Here is a 24,915-nt window from a genome sequence, read left to right on the forward strand (position 1 = left end):
ATCTAACGCCTCCGATCGATGATCGCCGGCGGACTCTGTCCGGGGGTGTTTGCCGCGGCTCGCGCCGCACTTCGTGTGCCGGCGCGCCGCAACGAAACTTCAGTCCGCCAACCCCCGCAGCAGATCGTTGATGCTTGTCTTCGAACGCGTCTTCTCGTCGACCTGCTTGACGATCACCGCGCAGTAGAGCGAGTGCGACCCGTCCTTCGCCGGCAGCTGGCCGGAGACCACGACGCTGTACGGCGGCACCGACCCGTACGTGATCTCGCCCGTTGCGCGGTTGTACACGCGCGTGCTCTGGCCGAGGAACACGCCCATGCCGATCACGCTGTGGTGGCCGACAACGAAGCCCTCAACGACTTCCGAGCGCGCGCCGATGAAGCAGTGATCCTCGATGATCGTCGGCGTCGCCTGCAGCGGCTCGAGCACGCCACCGATGCCCGCGCCGCCCGACAGATGGCAGTGCTTACCAATCTGCGCGCACGAGCCAACCGTTGCCCAGGTGTCGACCATCGTGCCTTCGCCGACGTGCGCACCGATGTTCACGAAGCTCGGCATCAGCACCACGTCCTTGCCGATATAGCTGCCGCGGCGCGCGATCGCGCCGGGCACGACGCGTGCACCCAGCTTGCGGAAGTCGCTCTCGCCATAGCCTTCGAAGCGCGCCGGCACCTTGTCCCAGAACGGAGCTGGCTGCGCGTCAACGACCTGCATGTCATTGACGCGGAAGTACAGCAGCACGGCCTTCTTGAGCCACTCGTTGACGGTCCAGCCGCCCTGCCCGTCGGGCTCGGCCACGCGGAACTCGCCGCTCTCCAGCCCGCTGATCACCCGTTCGACCGCGGGCCGTGTTGAAGCCTCCACCTCGTCGGCCGCAAGCGCCGTCCGGCGCTCCCACGCGTCCTCGATGACCGACTGCAGCTGCGCGGTCGACATGGACCCGGCCTCCTGCTTTGCGGAATCCTCGCGATCAGGGGTCTTCGTGGCGGTGTTCTCAAGGTTCATCGGTTCTCTCCATCCAGGCTGACGAGGAGAGCCTCGCGCAGCGTCGCTTGCCGGTCGGCATCGAGCGGGCAGCGGCTGCCATCCGCATCGGTGCAGGTGATCTGGAACACGTCTTCCGCGCGCTCGCCAAAGGTCGCGATGCGCGCGTCGTGCACGCTCAGCGACTGGTCGCGCAGCACCTGCGTCACGTCGGCGAGCAGCCCCGGACGGTCGGTGCACACGAGGCTCAGCAGCGTGCGGTCGGGCCCCGCCGCGCAGAAGCCAATCTGCGGCGCGATGCGGAAATGACGCAGGTGCCGGGGTTGGGTGCGGCGTGTCGGCCGCACGGCGTCGAGGTCGCCTGCGAGGGCCTCGGTGAGGCGACGCTCCACGTCTTCCGCCGACGGTGCGATCGGCGGCTGGGCCGGCACCACCTCGAACGTGTCGAACACCGCGCCGTGTGGGCCGTCGAGCACGCGTGCCTGCTGGATCGCGAGGCCGGCGCGGTCGAGCGTGGCGACGATCGCGGCAAAGAGGCCGTCCCGGTCTGGCGAGTGCACGAAGACCTCGAGCGCGCCGGTCGAGCCCGCAAGCGGCCGCACGCGCACACGTGCGTCACCGGGCATCGTGCCGCGCAGCGAGGCGGCCAGCCATGCCACCTGGTCGGCGCGCCCGCGCTGGAACGCGATCTCGGGCATTCGCAGAAACAAGGCTTCGACCTGACCGGCCGGCATGCCGAGCGCGTCGAGCATGGCCGCCGCCGCGGCGCGCGTTTCCGCGCTGCGCTCATGTGCAGCGACCGGATTCTCGAGACCGCGCCTCAGCGCCAGGCGCGTCGACGTATACAGATCGGCCAGAAGCCGGTCCTTCCACGCGTTCCACAGCTTCGGCGAGGTGCCGGCGATGTCGGCGCAGGTGAGCAGGTAAAGGTGGTCCAGACGCTCGCGGTCCGCGACCGCGACTGCGAAACGATGGATGACGTCCGGGTCGCCGATGTCCTGCTTCTGCGCCGTCACCGACATCAGCAGGTGCTTGCGCACCAGCCATTCAACGAGCGCCGCGTCGCCGTCGGTCAAGGCATGCGCGACGCAAAACTCGCGCGCATCGACCGCGCCGAGCTCGGAGTGATCACCGCCGCGGCCCTTCGCGATGTCGTGGAACAGGCCGGCAAGCAACAGCAACTCGGGCTTGCGCAGTTTCGGCCACACCGTATGCGCAAGCGCGAAACGCTCGTCGCGCACGCCGGACGCGAACGACGCGAGGTTGCGCAGCACCGCGAGCGTGTGCTGATCCACCGTGTAGACGTGGAACAGGTCGAACTGCATTCGGCCCGACACGTTCGCGAACGCGGGGATCCAACGCCCGAGCACGCCGAGCCGCGCCATGCGCGTGAGCGTGGCGACCGGTTCCGGACCGCGCAGCAGGCGCATGAAGCGCGCTCGCAGCTCGGCCGGCGCGGCCTCGTACGGCGGCACCTGCGGCAGTGCTTCGGCAAGCGCACGCGCCGTCTGCGAATGCAGGCCGCGCACGTCGTCCCGACCGGCCCACGTCGAAAACAGCGCGAAAACGTCTTGTGCATCGCGCGGCCAGTCCACATCGCGCGCGGCCAGATAGCCACGCCGCCGCTCGAACGACGCGTCGATCGGCGCAGGGGGCGCCTCGCCTTCGATCTGCTCCTCGAACCGCTGAAGCACGCGCTCGCCGATGCGCTGTACGAGCGCGGCGGCGCGGTAGAAGCCCTGCATCATCTGCTCGACAGCCAGGCCGTCCGCGGCGTCGACATGGCCGAGCCGCGCCGCGAGCGCCTTCTGGTAATCGAAACGCAGCCGTTCCTCTCGCTTGCCGGCGACCAGGTGCAGCCCCAGGCGCAGGCGCGAGAGGCACACGCGCTGCCGCTCCAGCGTGGCGTGCTCGTCCGACCCGAGCTGGCCGAGCGCGACGAGCGCGCCGAGGTCCCCGGTGCCGAACAAGCGCAGCGCCATCCATTGCAGCGTCTGGAGATCGCGCAGGCCGCCCGGGCCTTCCTTTAGGTTCGGCTCAAGGTTGTCGGCGGTGTCGCCGTAGCGCGCGTGTCGGGCGCGCAGCTCGTCGCGCTTGGCCTCGAAGAACTCCCGGGCAGGCCAAGCGCGCTGCGGCGCGACGGCGTCCTGCAGCGCGCGGATCGTCGATTCATCGGCAACCAGCGGGCGTGCTTCGAGCACCGCCGTCAGCACCGTGAGGTCTGCGATCGCGGCGTCGGTGCACTGCGCAGGCGAGCGCACCGCATGGCCCACGGTCAGCCCGGCGTCCCACCACAGCGCGAATAGGCGCGCGAGCGCGTCGGCGTGCTCGACCTGCGCGTCCACGTCGGCAAGCACGAGCACGTCGATGTCGGAATGGGGAAACAAGTCGCCGCGGCCGTAACCGCCGACCGCGAACAGCGCAAGCGGCGCGTCCGCCGGGATGCAGCGCCGCCAGGCCTCGATGACCCGCGCATCCGCCGCGCGCGCCCGCGCAGTCAAGACACGGTCGATGTCCGCCTGCGGTTCCAGGCCTCGCGCCATTGCGGCGTCCGCGGCCTGCAGGGCTTCCCGCGAGGCCGCGGCCCAGGCCGCGTCGTCGAGCTGATCGGCCGCGGTGACGCCGATGCCGGCCGCGTCCGCTGCCGGGTCGGCGCCCGACGCGCTCACAGGTCGTTGTCGTCGCCGGGCAGGCGCGTGAGGATGTCGACCCCGTCCTCGGTGACGGCCACCGTGTGCTCCCACTGTGCGGAGAGCTTTCGATCTTTCGTCACAACGGTCCAGCCGTCCGGGAGCACGCGTGTGTGCCTCGCGCCCTCGTTGATCATCGGCTCGATCGTGAACGTCATGCCGGGCTTGAGCACCAGGCCCTCGCCGGCGCGGCCGTAATGCAGCACCTGCGGATCTTCGTGATAGACCTGGCCGATGCCGTGGCCGCAGTACTCGCGCACCACGCTGAAGCGCTCGGCCTCGGCATAGGTCTGGATCGCGGCGCCGATATCGCCGAGCGTCGCACCCGGTTTGACGACGCGGATGCCGCGGAACATCGCCTCGCGCGTCACGTCGATGAGCCGCTTGGCCATGACGGACGGCGTGCCAACGCAGTACATGCGGCTCGTGTCGCCGTGCCAGCCGTCCTTGATGACAGTGACGTCGATATTCACGATGTCGCCGTCCTTGAGCACCTTCGACTCGCTCGGGATGCCGTGGCAGATCACGTTGTTGACCGAGGTGCACACGGTCTTCGGAAAGCCCTTGTAGCCGACGTTCGCGGGAATCGCGCCCTGCACGTTGACGATGTGGTCGTGGCAGATGCGGTCGAGCTCTTCGGTGGTCACACCGGGCTTCACATGCGGAGCGACGACCTGCAACACTTCGGCGGCCAGGCGGCACGCGACGCGCATCTGCTCGATCTGCTCGGGGGTCTTGAGGGTAATGGCCATCGCGGCATTATGCCCTGCGCCGTCGCCGGGGACCCGACCGGCTGAGTCGTGAACCGCGGCGCCGTGCGGCCGTGCCGCGCGTGAACCGCACAGCCCTCAGCACTCCCGGTTGCCGGGAACGCCCGGCGGCCCTAGACTTGCGCGGTTGCGCGGTCCGCCCGCAGCCGTCCACGCCGGACGTCATCGGCGAATACACACCTGTCGCTCACCTCCGTGCCGGGGTGCTTCCGCAAACCGGAAGTTCGGCCACGGACGCGACAGGGAGGCCCAACCCCGGAATCCCGCCTCGGCCTGGCCGCGGCAGCCCGCCCTATTTGACCGGCGGAGCGGATTCCATGCCTGGAGTTACTGCAATGCCCCAGATCACCATGCGCCAGATGCTCGAAGCGGGCGTCCATTTCGGTCACCAGACGCGTTACTGGAACCCGAAGATGGGCCCGTACATCTTCGGCGCCCGCGGCAAGATCCACATCATCAACCTCGAGAAGACGGTTCCGCTGTTCAACGACGCGATGAACTTCATCTCGGGCGTCGCGCAGCGCCGCGGCATGATCCTCTTCCTCGGCACCAAGCGCTCCGCGCGCGACTCGATCAAGGAAGAGGCCGAGCGCTGCGGCATGCCGTACATGAACCAGCGTTGGCTGGGCGGCACGCTCACGAACTTCCGCACCGTCAAGCAGTCCGTGCAGCGCCTGAAGGACCTCGAGGCCGCCGAGACCGACGGTACGTACCAGAAGCTCGTCAAGCACGAAGTGCTGCAGATGCGCCGCGAGCGCGAGAAGCTCGAAGCCTCGCTCGGCGGCATCAAGGAAATGAACCGCCTGCCCGACGCGATCTTCGTGATCGACATCGGCCACGAGGACATCGCGATCAAGGAAGCCAAGAAGCTCGGCATCCCGGTCGTCGCCGTCGTCGACACCAACTACGACCCCAACCTCGTCGATTACGCGATCCCGGGCAACGACGACGCGATCCGCGCCGTGCAGCTGTACGCCCGTGCCGCCGCCGACGCGGTGCTCGAGGGTAAGGCTGCCCAGCCGCAGGCCGCTTCGGTCCGCGAGGAAGAGTTCGCCGAGGGCGAAGACGAGGGTGGCAAGGACGACCGCAAGGGTCGCGGCCGCGCTGCGCCGAAGAAGTCCGCCGACGCGGCGGCGCCGGCCCCGGCAGCCGAGTAATCGCAGTGTCACGCGGCCGCGCGATCGTGCGCGGCCGCGTCGCTTTGGCGGCTCCGGCCGCATCCGCTTTCCGCCCGATCGACCCCGCGCGACCGCTTCCTGCGGGCTCGGTTCGATCGGCGCGCCCCACGACATGAGGCAAATCCCATGGCAGAAATCACCGCATCCCAGGTCAAGGAACTCCGCGAGCGCACCGGCGCCGGCATGATGGAGTGCAAGAAGGCCCTGACCGAGAACAACGGCGACATCGAAGCGGCAGCCGACTGGCTCCGCAAGACCGGTCTCGCCAAGGCCGACAAGAAGGCCAGCCGCGTCGCCGCTGAAGGCCGCATCGTCTCCGCGCAGGCCGGCAACAAGGCCGTGCTCGTCGAGATCAACTCCGAGACCGACTTCGTCGCGAAGGACGGCAATTTCCTCGCGTTCACCGACTCCGTCGGCCAGGCCGCGGTCGACGCGTCGGACGTCGAAGCCCTCAAGGCCACGAAGCTGCCGTCGGGCGAGACCGTCGAGGAATCGCGCGCCGCCGTCATCGCGAAGGTCGGCGAGAACGTGCAGGTCCGCCGCATGGCCCGCATCGAGAGCGACAACACCGTCGCCGCATACGTGCACGGCGGCCGCATCGGCGTGATCGTCGAGCTCAAGGGCGGCAACGCCGAGCTCGCACGCGGCCTCGCGATGCACGTCGCCGCGATGAACCCGCCGTACATCTCGCCCGCGCACGTGCCGGCCGAGTTCGTCGAGCGCGAGAAGGAAATCGCCCTCGCGCAGGTCAAGGACACCGGCAAGCCGCAGGAAATCCTTGAAAAGATGATCTCCGGCAAGATCGCGAAGACCATCAACGAGCTCTGCCTCACCGGCCAGCCGTACGTGCTCGACACCAACCAGACGGTCGAGCAGGCGCTCAAGGCTGCGGGCGCCGAAGTCGTCACGTTCGTGCGTCTCGCCGTCGGCGAAGGCATCGAGAAGCAGACCGACGATTTCGCCGCCGAAGTCATGAAGCAGGCCGGCCTCGCGTAATCCGCTCGGCGGAGTCCACGCTCCGACGCAAAAAAGCCGCGGCTCGCCGCGGCTTTTTTGTTGCCTGCTCGCTCAACGTGAGCCGATGCACCAGTGCGCAGGCGCCATGCCTCGAGCCCGTGCTCACGCATGTCGCCTGCCGCGCCCTGCACGGCATCCCGTACAATCGCGCCGCTCCCTTCCCCCGAGGTCGTCCATGTCCCAGCTCGCGTATCGCCGAATCCTGTTGAAACTCTCTGGCGAGGCGCTGATGGGCGACGAGGACTACGGCATCGACCCGAAGGTGATCAACCGCCTCGCCCACGAGGTCATCGAGGCGCAGACCGCCGGCGCACAGGTCGCGCTCGTGATCGGCGGCGGCAACATCTTCCGCGGCGCCGGCCTTGCGGCCGGGGGCATGGACCGCGTGACAGGCGACCAGATGGGCATGCTCGCGACGGTCATCAACGCGCTCGCGATGCAGGACGCGCTCGAGAAGCTCGGGGCGAAGTGTCGCGTGATGAGCGCGATCAAGATCAACGACGTCTGCGAGGACTACATTCGCCGCCGCGCGATTAGGCATCTGGAGAAGGGCCGCCTCGTGATTTTCGCAGCCGGCACCGGCAATCCGTTTTTCACGACCGACTCGGGCGCCGCGCTGCGGGCGATCGAGATCGGCGCCGACCTGTTGCTCAAGGCGACGAAGGTCGACGGCGTCTACGACAAAGATCCGGCCAAGCATTCGGACGCAGTGCGCTTCGACCGCCTGAGCTACGACGAGGTGCTCAGCCGCGACCTGCAGGTCATGGACACCGCGGCGTTCGCGCTCGCACGCGACAGCGAGTTGCCGCTGCGCATTTTCGACATGGGGCAGCCGGGCGAGCTGCTGCGCATCCTGCACGGGGCCGACATCGGCACGCTGGTGCAGGGTCGCAACGCGTAACGCGACAAAGCCGGCGCCGCGGATGCAATAGTGTCCGCGGGCGCACGCATGCCACGATCGGGGCATGGCGCACCATCATTCGCACTCTGGCCACGGCCACGATCACGCCCATGACGGCACGCGAGCATTTGCGACCGTCACGCTCGTCAACCTCGCGTACACCGCGCTCGAGGCCGGCTACGGCTTTGCGACGAATTCGCTCGCGCTGCTATCTGATGCGCTGCACAACCTCGGCGACGTGCTGGGCCTCGGCCTCGCGTGGGCGGCCGCCGTGCTCGCGAAACGCACGCCGACAACACGTCATACCTACGGCTGGCGCCGCGCAACGTTGCTGTCGCCGCTCGCGAACGCGCTGCTGCTCGTCACGTTCTCCGGAGCACTCGGCTGGGAGGCGGTGCGCCGTTTCGATGCGCCGCCGGACGTCCCTGCCCTTCCAGTGATCCTGGTGGCCGCGATGGGCATCGTCGTGAACCTCGGCGCGGCGTGGCTGGTCCGCTCCGGGCACGAGCACGACCTCAACCGACGCGGCGCCTTCCTTCACCTGCTTGCCGACGCCGCTGTCTCGCTCGCTGCCGTGCTGGCGGGCGTCGGGATGGCAACGCTCGGGTGGTCGTGGCTCGATCCGGCGACCGCACTGTTGATCGGGGTCGTGATCGCGGTCGGCGCTTTCGGACTCCTGCGAGAAAGTTTCGACGCGGCGATGGATGCGGTGCCACGGGGCATCGACGAGCGCGAGGTGCATGGCTTTCTGCAAGGGCAGCCCGGCGTGCAGGCCGTGCACCACCTGCATATCTGGTCGCTGGGCGCGGGCGAGATCGCGATGACCGCGCATCTCGTTCGCCCGGGCACGGACGACCACGACGCGTTTATCGACCGCGTCTCGCATGAACTCGACGAACGCTTCCGGATCAACCACGTGACGCTGCAGATCGAGCATGGCACGCACTGCGAGCACGATCGGCACGACCGCGCGCCGCACCACTGACCTCGTTGCGGCGCGGACTGGGCACGGCGCTGGCATATAATCGCCGCCCCCTGCCTATCACCGGAGCCGGCGATGCTCAACGAGATCAATAAAGACGCGCAGACCCGCATGGCCAAGAGCGTGGAAGCATTCCGCCACGACCTGGTGAAAGTGCGCACGGGCCGCGCGTCGACCGCGCTGGTCGACAGCATCAAGGTCAACTACTACGGCTCGGACATGCCGCTCTCGCAGGTCGCGAGCGTTGCCGTGAGCGATGCGCGCTCGTTGACGATCACGCCGTGGGAAAAGCAGATGGTCGGCCCGGTCGAGAAGGCGATCCTCGCCTCCGACCTCGGCATCACACCGAACACCGCCGGCACCGTCATCCGCCTCAACCTCCCGGCTCTCACCGAGGAGCGTCGCCGCGAACTCACGAAGGTCGTTCACGCTGGCGGCGAAGACGCGAAGGTTGCGATCCGCAATATCCGCCGCGACGCGAACCATCAGGTCAAGGAACTGCTGAAGGACAAGCAGATCACCGAAGACGAAGCAGCGCGCGCCGAGCTCGACATCCAGAAGCTCACCGACGAGGCGATCAAGAACGTCGACGAGGTCGTCAAGGCGAAGGAAGTCGAGCTGATGGCGGTCTGACCGCCGGCTCACTGACACGGATTCGGGAGTTGTCGAAGCCGGGTCCACCCTGCTTCCCACTGCCGTGGCGCCCGACGTGAATTCGACCGCTCCCAGCCTTCCCCGCCGCGTCCCGCGACACGTCGCCGTCATCATGGACGGCAACGGCCGCTGGGCGGAACGCCGGCGTCGTCCGCGGGCGATCGGGCACCGCGCAGGTGCGCGTGCGGTCAATGTCTGCATCGACTTCTGCCTCGAGCGGGGCGTCGAGGCGCTGACGCTGTTCGCATTTTCAAGCGAAAACTGGGGCCGCCCCGAGGACGAAGTGGGCGCCCTCATGAAGTTGTTCATGACCGCGCTTGACCGGGAAGTCGACGAGCTGGAACGGCGCGGCGTGCGCGTGCGCTTCATCGGCGAGCGCGAGCGCTTCGGCGACACCATCCGCGCGCGCATGGACGAGGCCGAGCGGCGGACCGCGGGCAACACGCAGTTGCACTTGACGATCGCCGCAAGCTACGGCGGGCGGTGGGACATCGCCCAGGCCGCGCGTGCACTCGCAGAGGACGTGGCGGCGGGTCGCCTTCGCCCGGAGGAGATCGACGAGGCCATGCTGGGTGCACGCGTATGCCTCGCCGATGTGCCGGCGCCGGACCTGTTCATCCGCACCGGCGGTGACACCCGGATCAGCAATTTCCTGTTGTGGCAGCTCGCGTACACGGAGCTGTGGTTCACCGAATTGTTGTGGCCCGAGCTCGATGCGGTAACACTGCAACGGGCTTTCGACGCCTACGCCCTGCGCGAACGCCGCTTCGGACTCACCGGGGCCCAGATCGCTGCGCAGGGCGAATCTGCCGCATGAGCGAGACCCGATGACGAAAATCCGCCTGCTCGCCTCGCTGGTCATGGCCCCGGTCGCGATCGCCGCGATCCTGTTCCTGCCGACGCCTTGGCTCATCGCGCTCGCGACGGTGGTGCTGCTCGCCGGCCTGTGGGAATGGTTCGATCTTGCCGAGATCGAAGACACGCTCGCGCGCGCGGTCTTGCTCGTCGCACACCTCGGAGTGATGGTGGCGATCGTATGGGCATCGCGTTGGCGCGAGGGATACACGCTCGCGCTGTACCAACTCGCCGCGCTGATCGGTGTGGTCTGGTGGCTCGTCGCCCTGGGCTGGCTCGGTCGCAGCCGGCTCGGCAGCAACCACGAAAGTTTCGCCCGAGCCTTCAAACTGCTCGCCGCGGCCCTCGCGGTAATTCCCGCCTGGTGCGCGCTCGCCTGGCTGCACGCCGAAGAGCCCGCAGGTCACCGCTGGCTGCTGACCGCCCTCGCGGTGGTCTGGGCGGCTGACACGGGCGCGTATTTCGCCGGCCGCGCGTTTGGTCGCCACAAGCTCGCCCCGACGGTCAGCCCCAACAAGACTGTCGAAGGTTTGGTGGGCGGCCTGATCGCGGGTGTGCTCGCCGGTGTCGGTTTCAGCATGCTTGCCGGCGCCGAAGGATCGGACCTCGCAAAGGTCGCACTCGTGTCGCTTGCCGCGGCGCTGTTCTCGGTGATCGGCGACCTGTTCGAAAGCATGCTCAAGCGGCATGTCGGCGTTAAGGACTCGGGGCGACTCATTCCGGGCCACGGCGGCGTGCTCGATCGCATCGACGGCGTTCTTGCGGCACTGCCCGTCTTCGCGCTCGGCAAAGCGCTGCTCGAATTCTGAGGCGCGCACGCATGCTCCAGGTTGCCGTGCTCGGCGCCACGGGCTCGATCGGCGCGTCCGCGCTCGATGTGATCGCCCGCCATCCGGATCGGCTGCGCGCAACCGTGCTGGCGGCAGGCCAAAACGTGGACGCGCTCGTCGCGCTGTGCGTGCAGCATCGCCCGCGGCACGCGGTGATCGCCGCTGCGGATGGATATATCGCTCTCAAGCGTGGTCTTGCGAATGCGGGCCTCGACACGGTGGCGCACACGGGCGAGGACGCGCTTGACGCGCTCGTCGCTGGTGATACCTGCGACACGGTGGTCGCCGCGATCGTCGGGGCCGCCGGCCTGCGTTCGACCCTCGCGGCTGCACGCACCGGCAAGCGCCTGCTCTTGGCGAACAAGGAATCGCTCGTGCTCGCGGGCGAGCTGCTCATGCGCACCGCGCGGGAGGCGGGCGCGACGATCGTCCCCGTCGACAGCGAACACAACGCGATTTTCCAGTGCCTGCCCGATTCGCACGCGCACGCGGGGCTTGCACGCTTGATTCTCACCGCGTCCGGCGGCCCGTTCCGTGGGCGCTCCCGCGAGTCGCTCCGCGACGTCACGCCCGAGCAGGCCGCCGCACACCCCAAGTGGTCGATGGGGCTGAAGATCTCGGTTGATTCGGCGACGCTCATGAACAAGGGCCTCGAGGTCATCGAGGCACACCACCTGTTCGACGTCGGCGCCGATCGCATCGACGTACTCGTGCACCCCCAGAGCCTCGTGCATTCCTTAGTCGAGTTCGTGGACGGGTCGACGTTGGCGCAACTCGGCCTGCCGGACATGCGCACCGCCCTGTCCGTCGGTTTCACCTGGCCCGAGCGCATCGCCTCCGGCGTCGGCGGCCTCGACCTGCTCGCGCAGGGCGGCCGCCTTGATTTCGAGGCGCCCGACGTCGGCGCATTCCCCTGCCTCCGGCTCGCCTACGACGCGCTCCGCGCCGGCGGCACGGCGCCGGCCGTGCTCAACGCGGCGAACGAAGTCGCGGTTTCAGCGTTTCTTCAGCGGCGCATGGGTTTCCTAGCGATCCCCGCCGTGGTCGAGCAAACGCTCTCTGCCCTGCCGCCTGTCTCGGCGGCGTCGCTGGACGTCCTGGGCGACGCCGATGCCCAGGCCCGGCGCATCGCCGAGCAAGCTGTGCAGCACCTTGTCACCTGACATCGAACCCATGAGCCCGATCGCATGAACGAAATTCTGGGCTCGGTCTGGTGGCTGATCGTCAGCCTCGGCGTGCTCGTGACGTTCCACGAGTTCGGGCACTACTGGGTGGCCCGCCGCTGCGGCGTGCGCGTGCTGCGCTTCTCCGTCGGGTTCGGCCGCCCGCTGTGGTCGCGGCGCGGGCGCGATGGGGTCGAGTACGTGGTGGCGGCGATCCCGCTCGGCGGCTATGTGAAGATGCTCGACGAGCGCGAAACGCCTGTGGCGCCCGCGGAGCAGTCGGAAGCCTTCAACCGGCAGCCGGTGCTGCGCCGCATGGCGATCGTCGCCGCGGGGCCGATCGCCAACCTGCTGCTCTGCGTCGCGCTGCTGTGGCTGATGTTCGTGATCGGCCGACCGGATTTCGCGCCGGTCGTCGGTCATGCGGACGGTCTGGCCGCACAGGCCGGCCTTGAGCGCGGTGACACCGTGACGGCGGTCGACGGCCGCCCGACGCCGACCTGGACCGACGTCCAAATGGCACTGATCCCGACTGCGCTCGATCGCCGCGACGTGCCCGTCCGCATCGAGCGGGCCGACGGAGGCGAAGCAACGCGCGCCCTTGCGCTGTCGCGGCTGCCGTCCGCGATCGACGAGCGACGCGTCCTCGATGCGATCGGCCTTGCCGGTCGCCACGACCTCGTGGCGGCGCGGGTCGGCCGCATTGAGCCGAACACTCCTGCCGCCGGCGTCCTGCGCGAAGGCGACCTCGTCACCGCGATCGACGGCTCCCCGGTCGGGGCCTGGAGCGACATTCCGTCGCTGGTCGAGCGCCTGGGCGAGCGCGGCGGCACTGCCATGGTCGAGGTCGACCGCGAGGGCGAGCGGCTTGCGCTCGAGCTCGCCCCGCGCCGCATCGCACGCGACTCCGGCGAGGCCGCGTGGGTGCTGGGGATCGCCGCCGCGCAGCCGGCGCCGCCGGAGCGCGATGCGGTGCTCCGCCACGGTCCGATCGAGGCGATCCCGGCCGCGCTGAATGAGACGGTCCAGCAAACGCGCGAGCTGGTCGCGATGATCGGCCGCGCGTTCAGCGGGCGGGTGGCAGTTCAGAACACGGTCGCGGGCCCCGTGACGATCGCGCGGGCGGCGAATGCCTATGCCGACCTGGGCGTGGCGTGGTTCCTCACGATGCTCGCGATGCTGTCGCTGAGCCTGGGCATCCTCAACCTGCTGCCGATCCCGATCTTGGACGGCGGTCACCTGCTGTATTACCTTATCGAGCTGGCCAAGGGCTCGCCCGTGAGCGAGCGGGCCATGGCCGCCGGACAGTACGTCGGCCTGGCGCTGATCGCCGGTTTGATGGGGCTCGCGTTCTACAACGACATCGTGAACAACCTGGTGCGTTGACGCTGCCGCGCCCCGGCTGCGGCAGCCCGAACCCGCCTAGACCAACGTGACCCGACGCACCGACCGGCCTGCCGGACCGGTCGTCATCGACCAACCGGACGTGATGATGACGCGACACCTGCCCCGCCGCCTGCTCGCCCTTGCCCTCGCCGCGGCCCTTGCCGTTCCCGCGGGCGCCCAGCAGGTGGACCCGTTCACGGTCAGCGACATCCGCGTTGACGGACTGCAGCGCATTTCCGCCGGCACCGTCTTCACCTACCTGCCGGTCGAGCGCGGCGACGTGGTTGATTCGACGCGCGCGGCCGAGTCGATCCGCGCCCTGTACAAGACGGGTTTCTTCGAAGACATCCGCCTTGACCGGCAGGGCGACATCCTCGTGGTGTCCGTCACCGAGCGTCCAGCCATCAACAAGCTGACGATCACCGGCAACAAGGACATCAAGACCGAGGACCTCACCAAGGGTCTGGCGGACATCGGGCTTGCCGAGGGCGACACGTTCGATCGCCTGGCGCTGGATCGCGTTACGCAGGAACTCACAAAGCAGTACAACAACCGCGGCAAGTACAACGTCGAGATCACGCCGACGATCGCGCGTCTGGACCGCAACCGCGTCGACCTGACGATCGCGGTCAAGGAAGGCAAGGCCGCGAAGATCCGGCACATCAATCTCATCGGCAACGAGACGTTCGACGACGAAGCGATTCTCGACACCTGGGAGTCAGGCGAAAGCAACTGGCTCAGCTGGTACCGCCGCGACGATCAGTACTCGCGCGAGAAGCTGTCGGGCGATCTGGAGCGCCTGAACTCGTTCTACCTCGACCGTGGCTACGTCGATTTCAGCGTCGACAACACGCAGGTCTCGATCAGCCCCGACCGACAGGACATGTTCATCACCGCCGGCATCACCGAAGGTGAGCAGTACAAGGTCTCCGGCGTCGAGATCACCGGCGACACGATCCTTCCGAAAGAGGACATCGAGCGCCTGGTGCTGGTGCAGAAGGACCAGGTGTTCTCGCGCCGTCTTCTCGAAATCAGTTCCGACGCGATCACAGCGACGCTCGGCAACGTCGGCTATGCGTTCGCGCAGGTCAACACGGTGCCCGACGTGAATCGCGAAGCGAAGACGGTCGGCATCAACCTGCAGGTCGTTCCGGGTCCGCGGGTCAACGTGCGCCGGATCGCCTTCAAGGGCAATACGCGGACCAGCGACGAGGTGCTGCGTCGCGAGATGCGTCAGTTCGAAGGCAGCTGGTATTCGCAGGCCGCGCTCGACCGCTCGAAGATCCGTCTTCAGGGCCTTGGCTTCTTCGAGGCCGTGGACGTCGAGACTCAGCCGGTGCCCGGCAGCCCCGACCTGGTCGACGTCGTGGTCAACGTCAAGGAAACCACGTCCGGCAGCTTCGTGTTCGGCCTTGGCTACTCGCAGCTCACAGGCGTCACCACGCAGGTCCAGCTTTCGCAGGACAATTTCCTCGGCAGCGGCAACCGAATTGCGATCGAGGCGAACCGCAACGCGTATCTCCAGCGTTATTCGTTCTCGTTTATCAACCCGTACTTCACCGACAGCGGCGTCTCGCTGGGATACAACCTTTCGTGGCGCGAGTTCGATAATTCCGACTTCGGCACGGCGGCGTTCTCGCGCACCACTCGACTCGGCCAAGTACAGCTCGGTATCCCTCTGACCGAGACGGATTCAGTCTCCTTCGCGCTCGGGCTTGAAAGCGACCAGATCTTCACTTTTCAGGGCCTCACGCCTCAGTCGGCCATCGACTACATCGATGCCGTAGGAAACCGCACGTTTCACACGGCGCGCGCCGAGTTTGGTTGGTCGAGAAATTCGCTCAACAGTGCGCTGACGCCGACTGCCGGCATGTTTCAGCGGGTTCTGGCGGAGGTCGCGTTGCCAGGCTCGACGGTGGAGTACTACAAGTTCACGTACGAACTGTCCAAGTTCTGGCCGCTGTCGCGCCATTTGGTACTGAACACACGAGGCCGAATCGGCTATGGCGACAGTTACGGCGACGAGACGGTGCGGAATCTCTGCTACATCGCACCGACGCTCGCGATTCCGGAGCCTGAGGTCACTCCGCCCGAGGAGTGCACACCTGCATCGCCCGACTACGTCAAGACCGTCAGCGCTGAAGGCCTGCCGTTCTTCGAGAACTTCTATGCGGGCGGTGTTTCATCGCAAGGCCGAGTCCGAGGCTTCACCGACAACGCCCTCGGTCCGCGGGAAGTGGCGAGCAACGGGTTTCCGCAGCCGATCGGCGGCGCACTTCAGACCGTCGGCTCGCTCGAGATGTTCTTCCCGACCCTGCTGGACACGCCGGCGGCACGCATCTCGGCGTTCGTCGACGCGGGTAATGTCTACCGCGATTTCGACAGCTTCGATGCGGGCGAACTGCGCGTCTCCGCAGGTGCGGCCATCCTCTGGCGTTCACCGATGGGCCCGATCTCGATCAGCTACGCGCTTCCGCTGCGTAAGGAAGACACGGACGAGATCGAGCGTCTGCAGTTCACGTTCGGCGGCGCGTTCTGACCGACGACGCGGGCGACCGGCGTGACCCACAACGAGTACACCGCCGGCGAGCTCGCCGAGCGCTTCGGCCTGGCGCTGCAAGGCAGTGCCGACGCGCGGCTGCGCGGCGTCGGCACCCTCGCGCGCGCGGGTGAAGACCATCTCGCATTCCTAGCGAATCCGAAGTACCGCGCGCAGCTCTCGCAGTCGCGCGCCGGCGCGGTTGTGATGCACGAGGAAAACGCGGCTGCACACGCCGGTACCGCGCTCATCGCGCGCGACCCGTATGTCGCATTTGCACGGATGGCGGCGCTGTTCGAGCCGCGCCCCGAGCGCCCGGCGGGCGTGCATGCGATGGCCGATATCCACCCGACCGCGTCGATCGCGCCTGATGCGCATGTCGGCGCGTTCGTGAGCATCGGCGCGCGCAGCCGCATCGAGTCCGGCGCGACGGTCGGGGCCGGCTGCGTCATCGGCGAGGACTGCGTGGTCGGCGAAGGCTGCGAGCTCGTGGCGCGCGTCACACTGGTCACGCGCGTGCGGCTCGGCCGCCGGGTGCTCGTGCATCCCGGGGTCGTGATCGGCGCAGACGGCTTCGGCATCGCGATGCCGCGCGAAGGCGATGGCGCCGGTCACTGGCTCAAGGTGCCCCAGCTCGGCGGCGTGGTCATCGGCGACGATTGCGAGATCGGCGCCAACACCACGATCGATCGCGGCGCGATCGACGACACGGTGCTCGGCAACGACGTGCGCCTCGACAACCAGATCCAGATTGCTCACAACGCATTCGTCGGCGATCACACTGCGATGGCGGGCTGCTCGGCTGTCGCGGGCAGTGCGCGGATCGGTCGCTATTGCCTGATCGGCGGCGGCGCAGGCGTGCTCGGCCACCTGGAGATCTGCGACAAGGTCGTGATCACGTCCATGAGCCTGGTCACCCACTCCATCCGCGAGCCCGGCGAGTACTCCTCGGGCGTGCCCTTGATGGACAACCGAAGCTGGCGCCGCAACGCGGCGCGGTTCAAACAGCTCGACCGGCTCGCGCGACGCATCGCGGCGCGGCCGGACGCGCATTCCCATTCCGACGTGGCCGCGGGCGACGTCGCGCACGACACTCTGCCGCGCCCCGGGGACGCGGTCGACAAGGACTGACATGAGCCTCACTTTTCCGATCGACGTTCCCAAGATCAACGAGCTTCTGCCGCATCGCTATCCGTTCCTGCTCGTCGATCGCGTGACGGGGCTCGAGCCGAACAAGCGCCTGTTCGCGTACAAGAACGTGAGCTGCAACGAGCCGTTCTTCAACGGGCATTTCCCGGGGCATCCGGTGATGCCGGGCGTGCTCGTGATCGAGGCCCTAGCGCAGGCCGGCGGCCTGCTGACGCAGCTGTCCAGGCTGTCGGCACAATCGGAAGGCGACCCGAACGGGCCGAATACCGACAAGCTCTACTACCTCGTGAAAGTCGACGGTGCGAAGTTCACGAAGATGGTCGTTCCCGGAGACCGCCTCGAACTCGAGGTCGAGCTCAAGCGCATGATCCGGAACATGGCGGTGTACTCGGGCATTGCCCGCGTCGACGGCGAGCAGGTTGCGTGCGCCGAGATCCTCTGCGCCGAGGCCCAGGCCTGACGTGAGCGACGCGGCGATCCACCCGTCGGCAGTGGTCGAAGCCGGAGCCGTGCTCGGCGCGAACGTGCGCGTCGGCCCGTTCTGCTACATCGGCCCGGAGGTCGAAGTCGGCGATGGCACCACGTTCGGCACGCACTGCAGCGTGACCGGGCCGACGCGGATCGGGCGCGACAACCGGTTCATTGGCCATTGCGCGGTGGGCGGCGAGCCGCAGGACAAGAAGCACCGCGGCGAGCGCGTGCAGCTCGAGATCGGTGACCGCAACACGTTCCGCGAGTACGTCACGCTCAACCGCGGCACGGCAAGCGGCGGCGGCATCACGCGTATCGGCGACGACAACTGGCTGCTCGCGTACACGCACATCGCGCACGACTGCACCGTCGGCAATCACTGCGTATTTTCGAACAACGCGACCCTCGCCGGCCACGTGACGGTCGGCGACCACGTCATCCTCAGCGGGTTCGCCGGGGTGCATCAGTTCTGCCGCATCGGCGCGCACGCGTTCATCGGCATGGGCGCGTTCGTCAACGGCGACGTCCCGCCGTTCGTCATGGTCGCGCAGGAGGGCTATGGCCGGCCGCGCGGCATCAATGCGGAAGGGCTTAAGCGGCGCGGCTTCGATGCGGAGCGCATCGCGATGATCAAGCGTGCATACCGTGCGCTGTACGTGTCGGGCACGTCACTCGACGAGGCGCGCGTGAAGCTCGTTGAACTCGCCGAGGGCAGCGAGGACGTGCGCGCCCTGCTGGCCTTCATTGAAAGCGGCGAGCGGCCGCTGGTGCGCTGAGCGCAACCGCACCGCCGCCGAGCTGACCGCAGGGCGTATGCGCAGTCGCGGCGACTCGCAGCCGCGGTCGTGATCGCCGATCATGACGCCGCTTCCACCGCTCCCCAACACGCCGTGCCGCGATCCCACTCCGTCTCCGCACCCGCCGCCGCGCCCGTTCGCGTGAATCCACGCGCGCGGCGCATCGCGGTCGTCGCGGGCGAAGCCTCGGGCGACATTCTCGGCGGCGGGCTCATCGAGGCACTGCGCGAGCGCTGGCCGGACGCGGAGTTCGCCGGGGTCGGCGGAGACCGCATGCGCGAGGCGGGCTTCGATGCCTGGTTCGACGCGGATGAGCTCGCCGTCATGGGCCTGACCGAGGTGCTGCGGCACCTGCCTCGGCTGCTGCGCCTGCGCCGAGAGCTGATCGCGCGCCTCGTGGATTGGCAGCCGGACGTGTTTGTCGGCATCGATGCGCCGGACTTCAACCTTGAACTCGAGCGCCGGCTCAAGCTGCGCGGCATTGCCACCGTGCATTACGTCAGCCCGTCGGTGTGGGCCTGGCGCGAGAAGCGCGCGCAAAAGATCGGGCGCAGTGCGGATCGCGTGCTCTGCCTGTTCCCGATGGAGCCGCCGATCTACGCGCGCCACGGCATCGACGCGCAGTTCGTCGGCCACCCACTGGCCGACGCGATGCCGCTCGAGCCCGACCGCGCCGCGGCGCGTGTCGACCTCGGTCTCGATGGTGCCCGCCCCGTCCTCGCATTGCTGCCCGGCTCGCGCGTGGGCGAAATCGAACGCCTCGCTCCGGACTTCCTGGGAGCCGCTGCACGGGTGCTGGCGGCCGAGCCCGGACTGCAGGTCGTGGCGCCGATGGCGAACGCGCGCGCGGCAGCCGCGTTCGACCGCGTCGTGCGCGCGCATCCCGATGCGGCCACACTCGCGCCGGCGCTGCGCGTGATCGACGGCCGCGCCCGTCCATTGATGATCGCGAGCGACGTGATCCTGCTCGCCTCCGGCACGGCAACGCTCGAGGCGATGCTCGCCAAACGGCCGATGGTGGTGGCGTACCGGCTCGCGCCGACCACCTATCGACTCGTCAAAGGCCTCGGCCTGCTCAAGGTCGACCGCTATTCGCTGCCGAACGTGCTCGCCGGCGAATCGCTGGTCCCCGAACTCATGCAGGACGCGTGCACGCCCGACGCGCTTGCCGGCGCGGTGCTGGCGTGGCTGCACGACCCCGACGCCGCCCAACGCCTTCACCCGCGATTCCTCGACCTGCATCGCAGCTTGAAGCGCGACGCGTCGGCGCGTGCCGCCGACGCCGTCGTCGATCTCGTAGAGTCGCGCCATGGGTAAGGCCATGAACCAATTCACGCTCGACCTCGCGGTCGCGCCCGGCGCCCGTTACGTGGCGGGCGTCGACGAAGCCGGCCGCGGCCCGCTTGCCGGGCCCGTCGTCGTGGCCGCGGTCGTATTCGCGCCGGGCCGCACGCCGATCAACGGGCTGGCCGACTCCAAGCAGCTGTGCGCGGAACGCCGCGAGGCGTTGTACGACCGCATCGTGCAACGTGCGCTGGCGTGGCACGTGGTGTCGGTCGAGGTCGAGGATATCGACCGCATCAACATCTTCCAGGCGACGATGCTCGGCATGCGGCGCGCTGTCGAAGCCGTGGCGCATGTTGCAGAGCTCGCACGGGTCGATGGCAATGCCCTGCCGCGCGGCCTGCCCTGCCCGGCCGAGGCCTGGGTCGGCGGCGATGCGCGCGACCGCGCCATCATGGCGGCGTCGATCCTCGCGAAGGTCACGCGCGACCGCACGATGATCAAGATGCACTCCACTTGGCCGCAGTACGGGTTCGACCGCCACAAGGGCTATTCGACGCCCGAGCACCTTGCCGCTCTCGCCCAGCACGGCCCCTGTCCGCACCACCGGCGCAGCTTTGCGCCTGTGCGAGAGCGGCTGGTCGCGACCGTCGCCTGAGCGGCCGGCAGGCGGGTCCACCACGAGCTGGCGGGCGCGACACATGTGACGTGCATGGATGAGCGACGCTAAAGCTCAGCGCCCGCCCCACTCCAAAGTTGAGTTCAGGCGGTATTACATCCGATTGTGAAATTAGGCGACGTTGTCCGCATGTTCGCGACAGTTTCCCCCGGTGCCACGGGTCACCGGGACTTGTGCCCCATGCCCTTCGGGCGGCGCCGTCGCACGCTCCCACCTGACCCGCACGCGCCCGCCGGCGCTCCCCGCGGATCATCGAGGTGTGTGATGTTGATGGCGTTCTATCCCGCAGCCGCACCGCGGTTGCCCTTTCCACCGCCGACCTTCGCTGATCCGCAGCCGTGCGCGATCGAGCTGACGCCTGCCGCTGTCGCCCGGTTCGACGCGCTGGTGCACGAGGTCAATCCGGACGCGCCCCGCGCCGACCCGGACCGGGTTGAATGCCTGGCGACGTGGTTTTCCACACTGCCCACCGACGAGGCGCACGCGCTGGTCGAGCAGCAGCTCGACCGCGTAGGCGATCTAGGCGCCATGCTCGCCGACCGCGACTGGGCCGCCGACGCCGCGACCTGCGTGCGTGCACACCGGCTGCTCGACTACATCGATCGCGACGACGACCTCATCGACGACCGCGAGCCGCTCGGCCTGCTGGACGACGCATTGTTCGTGGACCTCGCGTGGCCTGCGTTTGCCGTCGAAATCGAGGAATACCTCGACTTCTGCGACTTCCGGCGCGGCTGCAGAGGCAACGACGCGGCGCATTGCGATGCGTGGCGGCAGGCGCGGCTTAGCGAGGTCGCGGCGTGGCATCGCAACGTCGCGCGCCAGCAGGCGCCGTATCTGCGCTTCCCGCCTCCGCACTCGCTGTTTCGCATCAGCTGAGCCAGGGCGCCGCGCCCGGTCGACGCGCGGTTCGTGACCGCGCGTCGGCTGCGGGAATGCACGGTCCACAGCCTCAACCGCGGGTGACCGGGTGAGGCCTGTCAAGGCTTGCCGGGCCCGCCGGTGCTGGTACGCTGGCGCGCGCATTGCCGGTCGTCGCATGTCTTCCGCCCGTTTCGTCCACCTCCACCTGCACAGCGAGTATTCGCTCGCCGACTCGACGATCCGCATCGGCGAGCTGGTAAAACGCTGCGCGAAGCTCGGCCAGCCGGCCGTGGCGGTGACCGACATCGACAACGTCTTCGCGGCCGTGAAGTTCTACAAGGCGGCGGAAGGCGCGGGCATCAAGCCGATCATCGGCGCGGACATCGGCCTTGCCGACGGCAACGAACTGCCGTCGCGCATGACGCTGCTCTGCCGGGACCGCACGGGCTACCTCACCCTCTCGCGCCTGCTCACGCGCGCGTGGATGGAAGGCCACCGCAACGAAGGCGTCGCGATCCGCCCCGAGTGGGTGCGCGAGGACAACGACGGCCTGTTCGCGCTCGTAGGCCGGAGCAGCCTCGCCGGGCGCCTCGCGCTGTCGAGCCGGCACGAGCTCGCGGAAGCCTGGCTCGCCGACTGGCGCGGCACGTTCGGCGATCGGCTGCATCTCGAACTCACGCGCACGGGCCGCGAGGGCGACGACGCGTTCAACACGTTTGCACTCTACGCCGCCGGCACGCGCAGCCTGCCGGTCATCGCGAGCAACGACGTGCGCTTCCTGGACGCCGACGGCTTCGAAGCGCACGAAGCGCGCGTGTGCATCGCGACCGGGCGAGTGCTCGACGATCCGAAGCGGCCGCGCGACTACACCGCCGAGCAGTACCTCAAGCCGTCCGACGAGATGGTGCAGCGCTTCGCCGACGTGCCCGACGCGATCGACAACGCGATCGCGCTCGCGACGCGCTGCAACGTCGAACTCAAGCTCGGCGAGTACGCGCTGCCCGCGTTCCCGGTGCCGAGCGAGCACACGATCGAATCGTGGCTGCGCAACAGCGCGCGCGAAGGCCTCGCGCAGCGGCTCGAGAAGAACCCCATCGCGCCCGGGAAGACCCGCGAGACCTACGACGCCCGACTCGAAACCGAGCTCGACGTCATCATCAAGATGGGGTTCCCCGGCTACTTCCTGATCGTTGCGGACTTCATCAACTGGGGTAAGCAGCACGGGATCCCGGTGGGCCCGGGCCGCGGCTCGGGCGCGGGCTCGCTCGTCGCGTGGGCGCTCGGCATCACCGATCTCGACCCGCTGCCGTACGACCTGCTGTTCGAGCGCTTTCTAAATCCCGAGCGCGTGTCGATGCCGGACTTCGACATCGACTTCTGCATGGACCGTCGCGACGAGGTCATCGAATACGTCTCGCGCAAGTACGGCCGCGACCGCGTCAGCCAGATCATCACCTACGGCACGATGGCCGCGAAGGCGGCGGTGCGCGATTGCGGGCGCGTGCTCGGCCATCCGTACGGCTTCGTCGACGGCATCGCCAAGCTGATCCCGAACACGCTCGGCATCTGCCTCGACGACGCGCTCGGGCAGTCGGATGCGGCGAAGAAGGACCCGAACCTCGCCTCGACCGAGCTGATCGAGCGCTATCGCTCGGAAGACGACGTCCGCGACCTGCTCGACCTCGCGCTGTCGCTCGAGGACCTCACGCGAAACGCGGGCAAGCACGCCGGCGGCGTGGTGATCGCGCCCTCGCCGCTCAGCGACTTCTGCCCGCTGTTCGCCGAACACGACGGCGAAGGACGCGGCAAGGGGCCGGTCACGCAGTTCGACAAGGACGACGTCGAGGCCGTGGGCCTCGTGAAGTTCGACTTCCTCGGCCTGCGCACGCTCACGATCATCGACTGGGCGGTCAAGGCGATCAACGAGCGCCGCAAGCGCGAGGGCGTTGGAGCGCTCGACATCACCGCGCTGCCGCTCGACGACGCGGAGACCTACGGGGTGTTCGCCCGCGGCGAGGGCGTCGCGGTGTTCCAGTTCGAATCACGCGGCATGCGTGAGCTGCTCAAGCGCGCGAAGCCCGATACGTTCGAAGACATCATCGCGCTCGCCGCGCTGTTCCGCCCCGGTCCGCTGGGCTCGGGGATGGACCGCGAATGGGTCGACCGCAAGCACGGCAACACCGAAGTCAGCTATCCGCACCCACTGCTGGAACCCGTGCTGTCGCCGACCTACGGCGTCATCGTGTACCAGGAACAGGTGATGCAGATCGCGCAGGTGCTGGCGGGCTATTCGCTCGGCGGCGCCGACATGCTGCGTCGCGCGATGGGCAAGAAAAAGCCCGAGGAAATGGCGAAGGAGCGCGCCAAGTTCGAGACCGGCTGCGCCGAGCGCGGCATCGAGGCGCGCACCGCAACGTCGATCTTCGACCTCATGGAGAAGTTCGCCGAGTACGGCTTCAACAAGTCGCACTCGGCCGCGTACGCGCTTGTCGCGTACCAGACCGCGTGGCTCAAGTGCCATTACCCGGCCGAGTTCATGGCCGCGGTGCTGTCGTCGGACATGGACAACACGGACAAGGTCACGGGTTTTCTCGACGAATGCCGCGTGATGGGGCTCGACGTGCTGCCGCCGGACGTGCGCGCGTCGACTTACATGTTCGAGGCGACCGATCCGAAGACGATCCGCTACGGGCTGGGTGCGGTGAAGGGCGTCGGCCGCGGCGCCTGCGAGGCGATCGTCGACGTGCGCCGCGCCGGCCAGTTCGAGGACCTGCTCGATCTGTGCCGGCGCGTGGACGGCGGCCGCCTCAATCGCCGCGCGCTCGAGGCGCTCGCGCAGGCGGGCGCGCTCGACGCGCTCGGTCGCAACCGCGCCAGCCTCATGCTGCAGTTGCCCGAAGTGCTCAAGGCGACGGACCAGCTGGCGAAGGAGAAGGCGGCGGGCCAGGTGAGCCTGTTCGGCGGCGTCGACACCGCGGCGCCCGCGCTGCACCTGGACCTGCCCGAAGCCGACGAGTGGCCGCTGTCCAAGCTGCTCGCGGGCGAGCGCGAGACGCTCGGCCACTACCTGAGCGGCCACCCGTTCGACCCCTACCGCGACGAGGTGCGCGCGCTCGTCGGCCACGACCTCGGGGAGCTCGAACGCATCTGGGAGAGCCGCCCCGAGTCGTCGCGCAGCGGCTGGCGGCCGGAACTCGAGCTCGTCATCGCCGGCCAGGTCGTCGGCCTGCGCAAGAAGGGCGACAGCCAGATGTTCGTCCAGATCGAGGACGGACGCGGCCGGCTCGAGTGCGCGTTCTTCTCCGAGACGTACACCGAATTCGCGAACCTCATCACGCGCGACCGCCTGCTGATCATCCAGGGCGGCCTGCGCGAGGACGCGTTCAGCGGCGGCTTCGCGCTCAAGGCGCAGCGGTGCTGGGACTACGACCAGGTCTGCGCGAAGTACGCGCAGCGGCTGTCGCTGCGCATCGACATGCGTGTTGCGAGTGCTTGGCCCTGTGTCGAGGCCCTGCTCGCGCGGCACCGGCCTGGCCCCACGCCGCTCAGGCTCGACCTGTTGCTCGATGGCGCGGCTGGCATGCTCGATCTGGACGGTGAGAACTGCGTCCGTGTTGACGCCGAGCTCGTCGGCGCACTGCGGGCCGTGCCCGGCGTGCGGACCGTGAAACTCGCGCTCGCGAAGCCGTGGGCGCACTGAGCCCCGGCGTCGGACCGCTGCG

The 24,915-nt window shown here is 68.4% G+C and carries 19 protein-coding genes and 1 pseudogene; 17 read left to right on the plus strand and 3 right to left on the minus strand.

The annotated features are described in order from the left end of the window. Window positions 1-99: 99 nt before the first annotated feature. The 3 genes from dapD to map are packed head-to-tail and all read right to left on the minus strand — an operon-like array spanning window position 100 to window position 4,426. The gene (gene dapD / locus IE075_RS05380; RefSeq protein WP_189454008.1) at window positions 100-1,005 is read right to left on the minus strand and encodes a 2,3,4,5-tetrahydropyridine-2,6-dicarboxylate N-succinyltransferase; all 906 of its coding nucleotides are present in this window, start codon (window positions 1,003-1,005) and stop codon (window positions 100-102) included. After that, complete coding sequence (glnD, locus tag IE075_RS05385; protein ID WP_229792378.1) at window positions 1,002-3,611, minus strand: [protein-PII] uridylyltransferase; 2,610 nt, start codon at window positions 3,609-3,611, stop codon at window positions 1,002-1,004. The genes dapD and glnD overlap by 4 nt, the downstream gene beginning before the upstream one ends. Window positions 3,612-3,649: 38 nt before the next feature. After that, complete coding sequence (map, locus tag IE075_RS05390; protein WP_189454010.1) at window positions 3,650-4,426, minus strand: type I methionyl aminopeptidase; 777 nt, start codon at window positions 4,424-4,426, stop codon at window positions 3,650-3,652. Between the two features lie 353 nt (window positions 4,427-4,779). Here map and rpsB point away from each other — a divergent pair, with 353 nt between their 5' ends. The 17 genes and pseudogenes from rpsB to dnaE all read left to right on the plus strand — a co-directional run bounded on the left by rpsB (window position 4,780) and on the right by dnaE (window position 24,893). Beyond that, entirely contained in the window at window positions 4,780-5,601 is an 822-nt protein-coding gene (gene rpsB, locus IE075_RS05395) for a 30S ribosomal protein S2 (RefSeq protein ID WP_189454012.1), read from the plus strand. A 147-nt stretch (window positions 5,602-5,748) separates the two neighbouring features. Further along, a complete protein-coding gene (gene tsf, locus IE075_RS05400; RefSeq protein ID WP_189454014.1) occupies window positions 5,749-6,618 on the plus strand; it encodes a translation elongation factor Ts in 870 nt (289 codons plus the stop codon). Window positions 6,619-6,814: 196 nt separating this feature from the next. After that, the gene (gene pyrH / locus IE075_RS05405) at window positions 6,815-7,540 is read left to right on the plus strand and encodes a UMP kinase (RefSeq protein WP_189454016.1); all 726 of its coding nucleotides are present in this window, start codon (window positions 6,815-6,817) and stop codon (window positions 7,538-7,540) included. Window positions 7,541-7,604: 64 nt separating this feature from the next. Beyond that, window positions 7,605-8,525 (plus strand): cation diffusion facilitator family transporter, encoded by a 921-nt coding sequence (locus IE075_RS05410; RefSeq protein ID WP_189454018.1) that lies wholly within the window; start codon window positions 7,605-7,607, stop codon window positions 8,523-8,525. A 72-nt stretch (window positions 8,526-8,597) separates the two neighbouring features. Beyond that, on the plus strand, window positions 8,598-9,155 hold the full coding sequence (gene frr / locus IE075_RS05415) for a ribosome recycling factor (protein WP_189454020.1): 558 nt from the start codon (window positions 8,598-8,600) through the stop codon (window positions 9,153-9,155). Window positions 9,156-9,231: 76 nt separating this feature from the next. Further along, window positions 9,232-9,993, plus strand: a complete 762-nt coding sequence (gene uppS / locus IE075_RS05420; RefSeq protein WP_189454022.1) for a polyprenyl diphosphate synthase — start codon at window positions 9,232-9,234, stop codon at window positions 9,991-9,993. Window positions 9,994-10,003: 10 nt separating this feature from the next. Beyond that, window positions 10,004-10,840 carry a phosphatidate cytidylyltransferase gene (locus tag IE075_RS05425; protein WP_189454024.1) on the plus strand — a complete coding sequence of 279 codons (837 nt, stop codon included), beginning with the start codon at window positions 10,004-10,006 and terminating at the stop codon, window positions 10,838-10,840. Window positions 10,841-10,851: 11 nt separating this feature from the next. Beyond that, on the plus strand, window positions 10,852-12,024 hold the full coding sequence (locus IE075_RS05430; protein WP_189454026.1) for a 1-deoxy-D-xylulose-5-phosphate reductoisomerase: 1,173 nt from the start codon (window positions 10,852-10,854) through the stop codon (window positions 12,022-12,024). Between the two features lie 24 nt (window positions 12,025-12,048). Further along, window positions 12,049-13,410 carry an RIP metalloprotease RseP gene (rseP, locus tag IE075_RS05435; protein WP_189454028.1) on the plus strand — a complete coding sequence of 454 codons (1,362 nt, stop codon included), beginning with the start codon at window positions 12,049-12,051 and terminating at the stop codon, window positions 13,408-13,410. A gap of 106 nt (window positions 13,411-13,516) precedes the next feature. Next, window positions 13,517-15,949: an outer membrane protein assembly factor BamA gene (gene bamA / locus IE075_RS05440; protein ID WP_189454826.1), complete on the plus strand. Its 2,433-nt coding sequence runs from the start codon at window positions 13,517-13,519 to the stop codon at window positions 15,947-15,949. Between the two features lie 21 nt (window positions 15,950-15,970). Further along, window positions 15,971-16,987 (plus strand): annotated as a pseudogene (gene lpxD / locus IE075_RS05445) (UDP-3-O-(3-hydroxymyristoyl)glucosamine N-acyltransferase); the annotation flags it as partial. 94 nt (window positions 16,988-17,081) lie between these two features. Beyond that, window positions 17,082-17,558 carry a 3-hydroxyacyl-ACP dehydratase FabZ gene (gene fabZ, locus IE075_RS05450; protein WP_189454032.1) on the plus strand — a complete coding sequence of 159 codons (477 nt, stop codon included), beginning with the start codon at window positions 17,082-17,084 and terminating at the stop codon, window positions 17,556-17,558. A gap of 1 nt (window position 17,559) precedes the next feature. Next, complete coding sequence (gene lpxA / locus IE075_RS05455) at window positions 17,560-18,345, plus strand: acyl-ACP--UDP-N-acetylglucosamine O-acyltransferase (RefSeq protein WP_189454034.1); 786 nt, start codon at window positions 17,560-17,562, stop codon at window positions 18,343-18,345. A 114-nt stretch (window positions 18,346-18,459) separates the two neighbouring features. Then, complete coding sequence (gene lpxB / locus IE075_RS05460) at window positions 18,460-19,683, plus strand: lipid-A-disaccharide synthase (RefSeq protein WP_189454036.1); 1,224 nt, start codon at window positions 18,460-18,462, stop codon at window positions 19,681-19,683. 4 nt (window positions 19,684-19,687) lie between these two features. Beyond that, complete coding sequence (locus IE075_RS05465) at window positions 19,688-20,308, plus strand: ribonuclease HII (RefSeq protein WP_229792328.1); 621 nt, start codon at window positions 19,688-19,690, stop codon at window positions 20,306-20,308. Window positions 20,309-20,593: 285 nt separating this feature from the next. Beyond that, window positions 20,594-21,208: a hypothetical protein gene (locus IE075_RS05470; RefSeq protein ID WP_189454040.1), complete on the plus strand. Its 615-nt coding sequence runs from the start codon at window positions 20,594-20,596 to the stop codon at window positions 21,206-21,208. A 160-nt stretch (window positions 21,209-21,368) separates the two neighbouring features. Continuing rightward, a complete protein-coding gene (gene dnaE, locus IE075_RS05475; RefSeq protein ID WP_189454042.1) occupies window positions 21,369-24,893 on the plus strand; it encodes a DNA polymerase III subunit alpha in 3,525 nt (1,174 codons plus the stop codon). Window positions 24,894-24,915 lie beyond the last annotated feature (22 nt).

Origin of the sequence: Cognatilysobacter bugurensis, assembly GCF_014652095.1 — a bacterium.
Taxonomy (GTDB): Bacteria; Pseudomonadota; Gammaproteobacteria; order Xanthomonadales; family Xanthomonadaceae; genus Cognatilysobacter; species Cognatilysobacter bugurensis.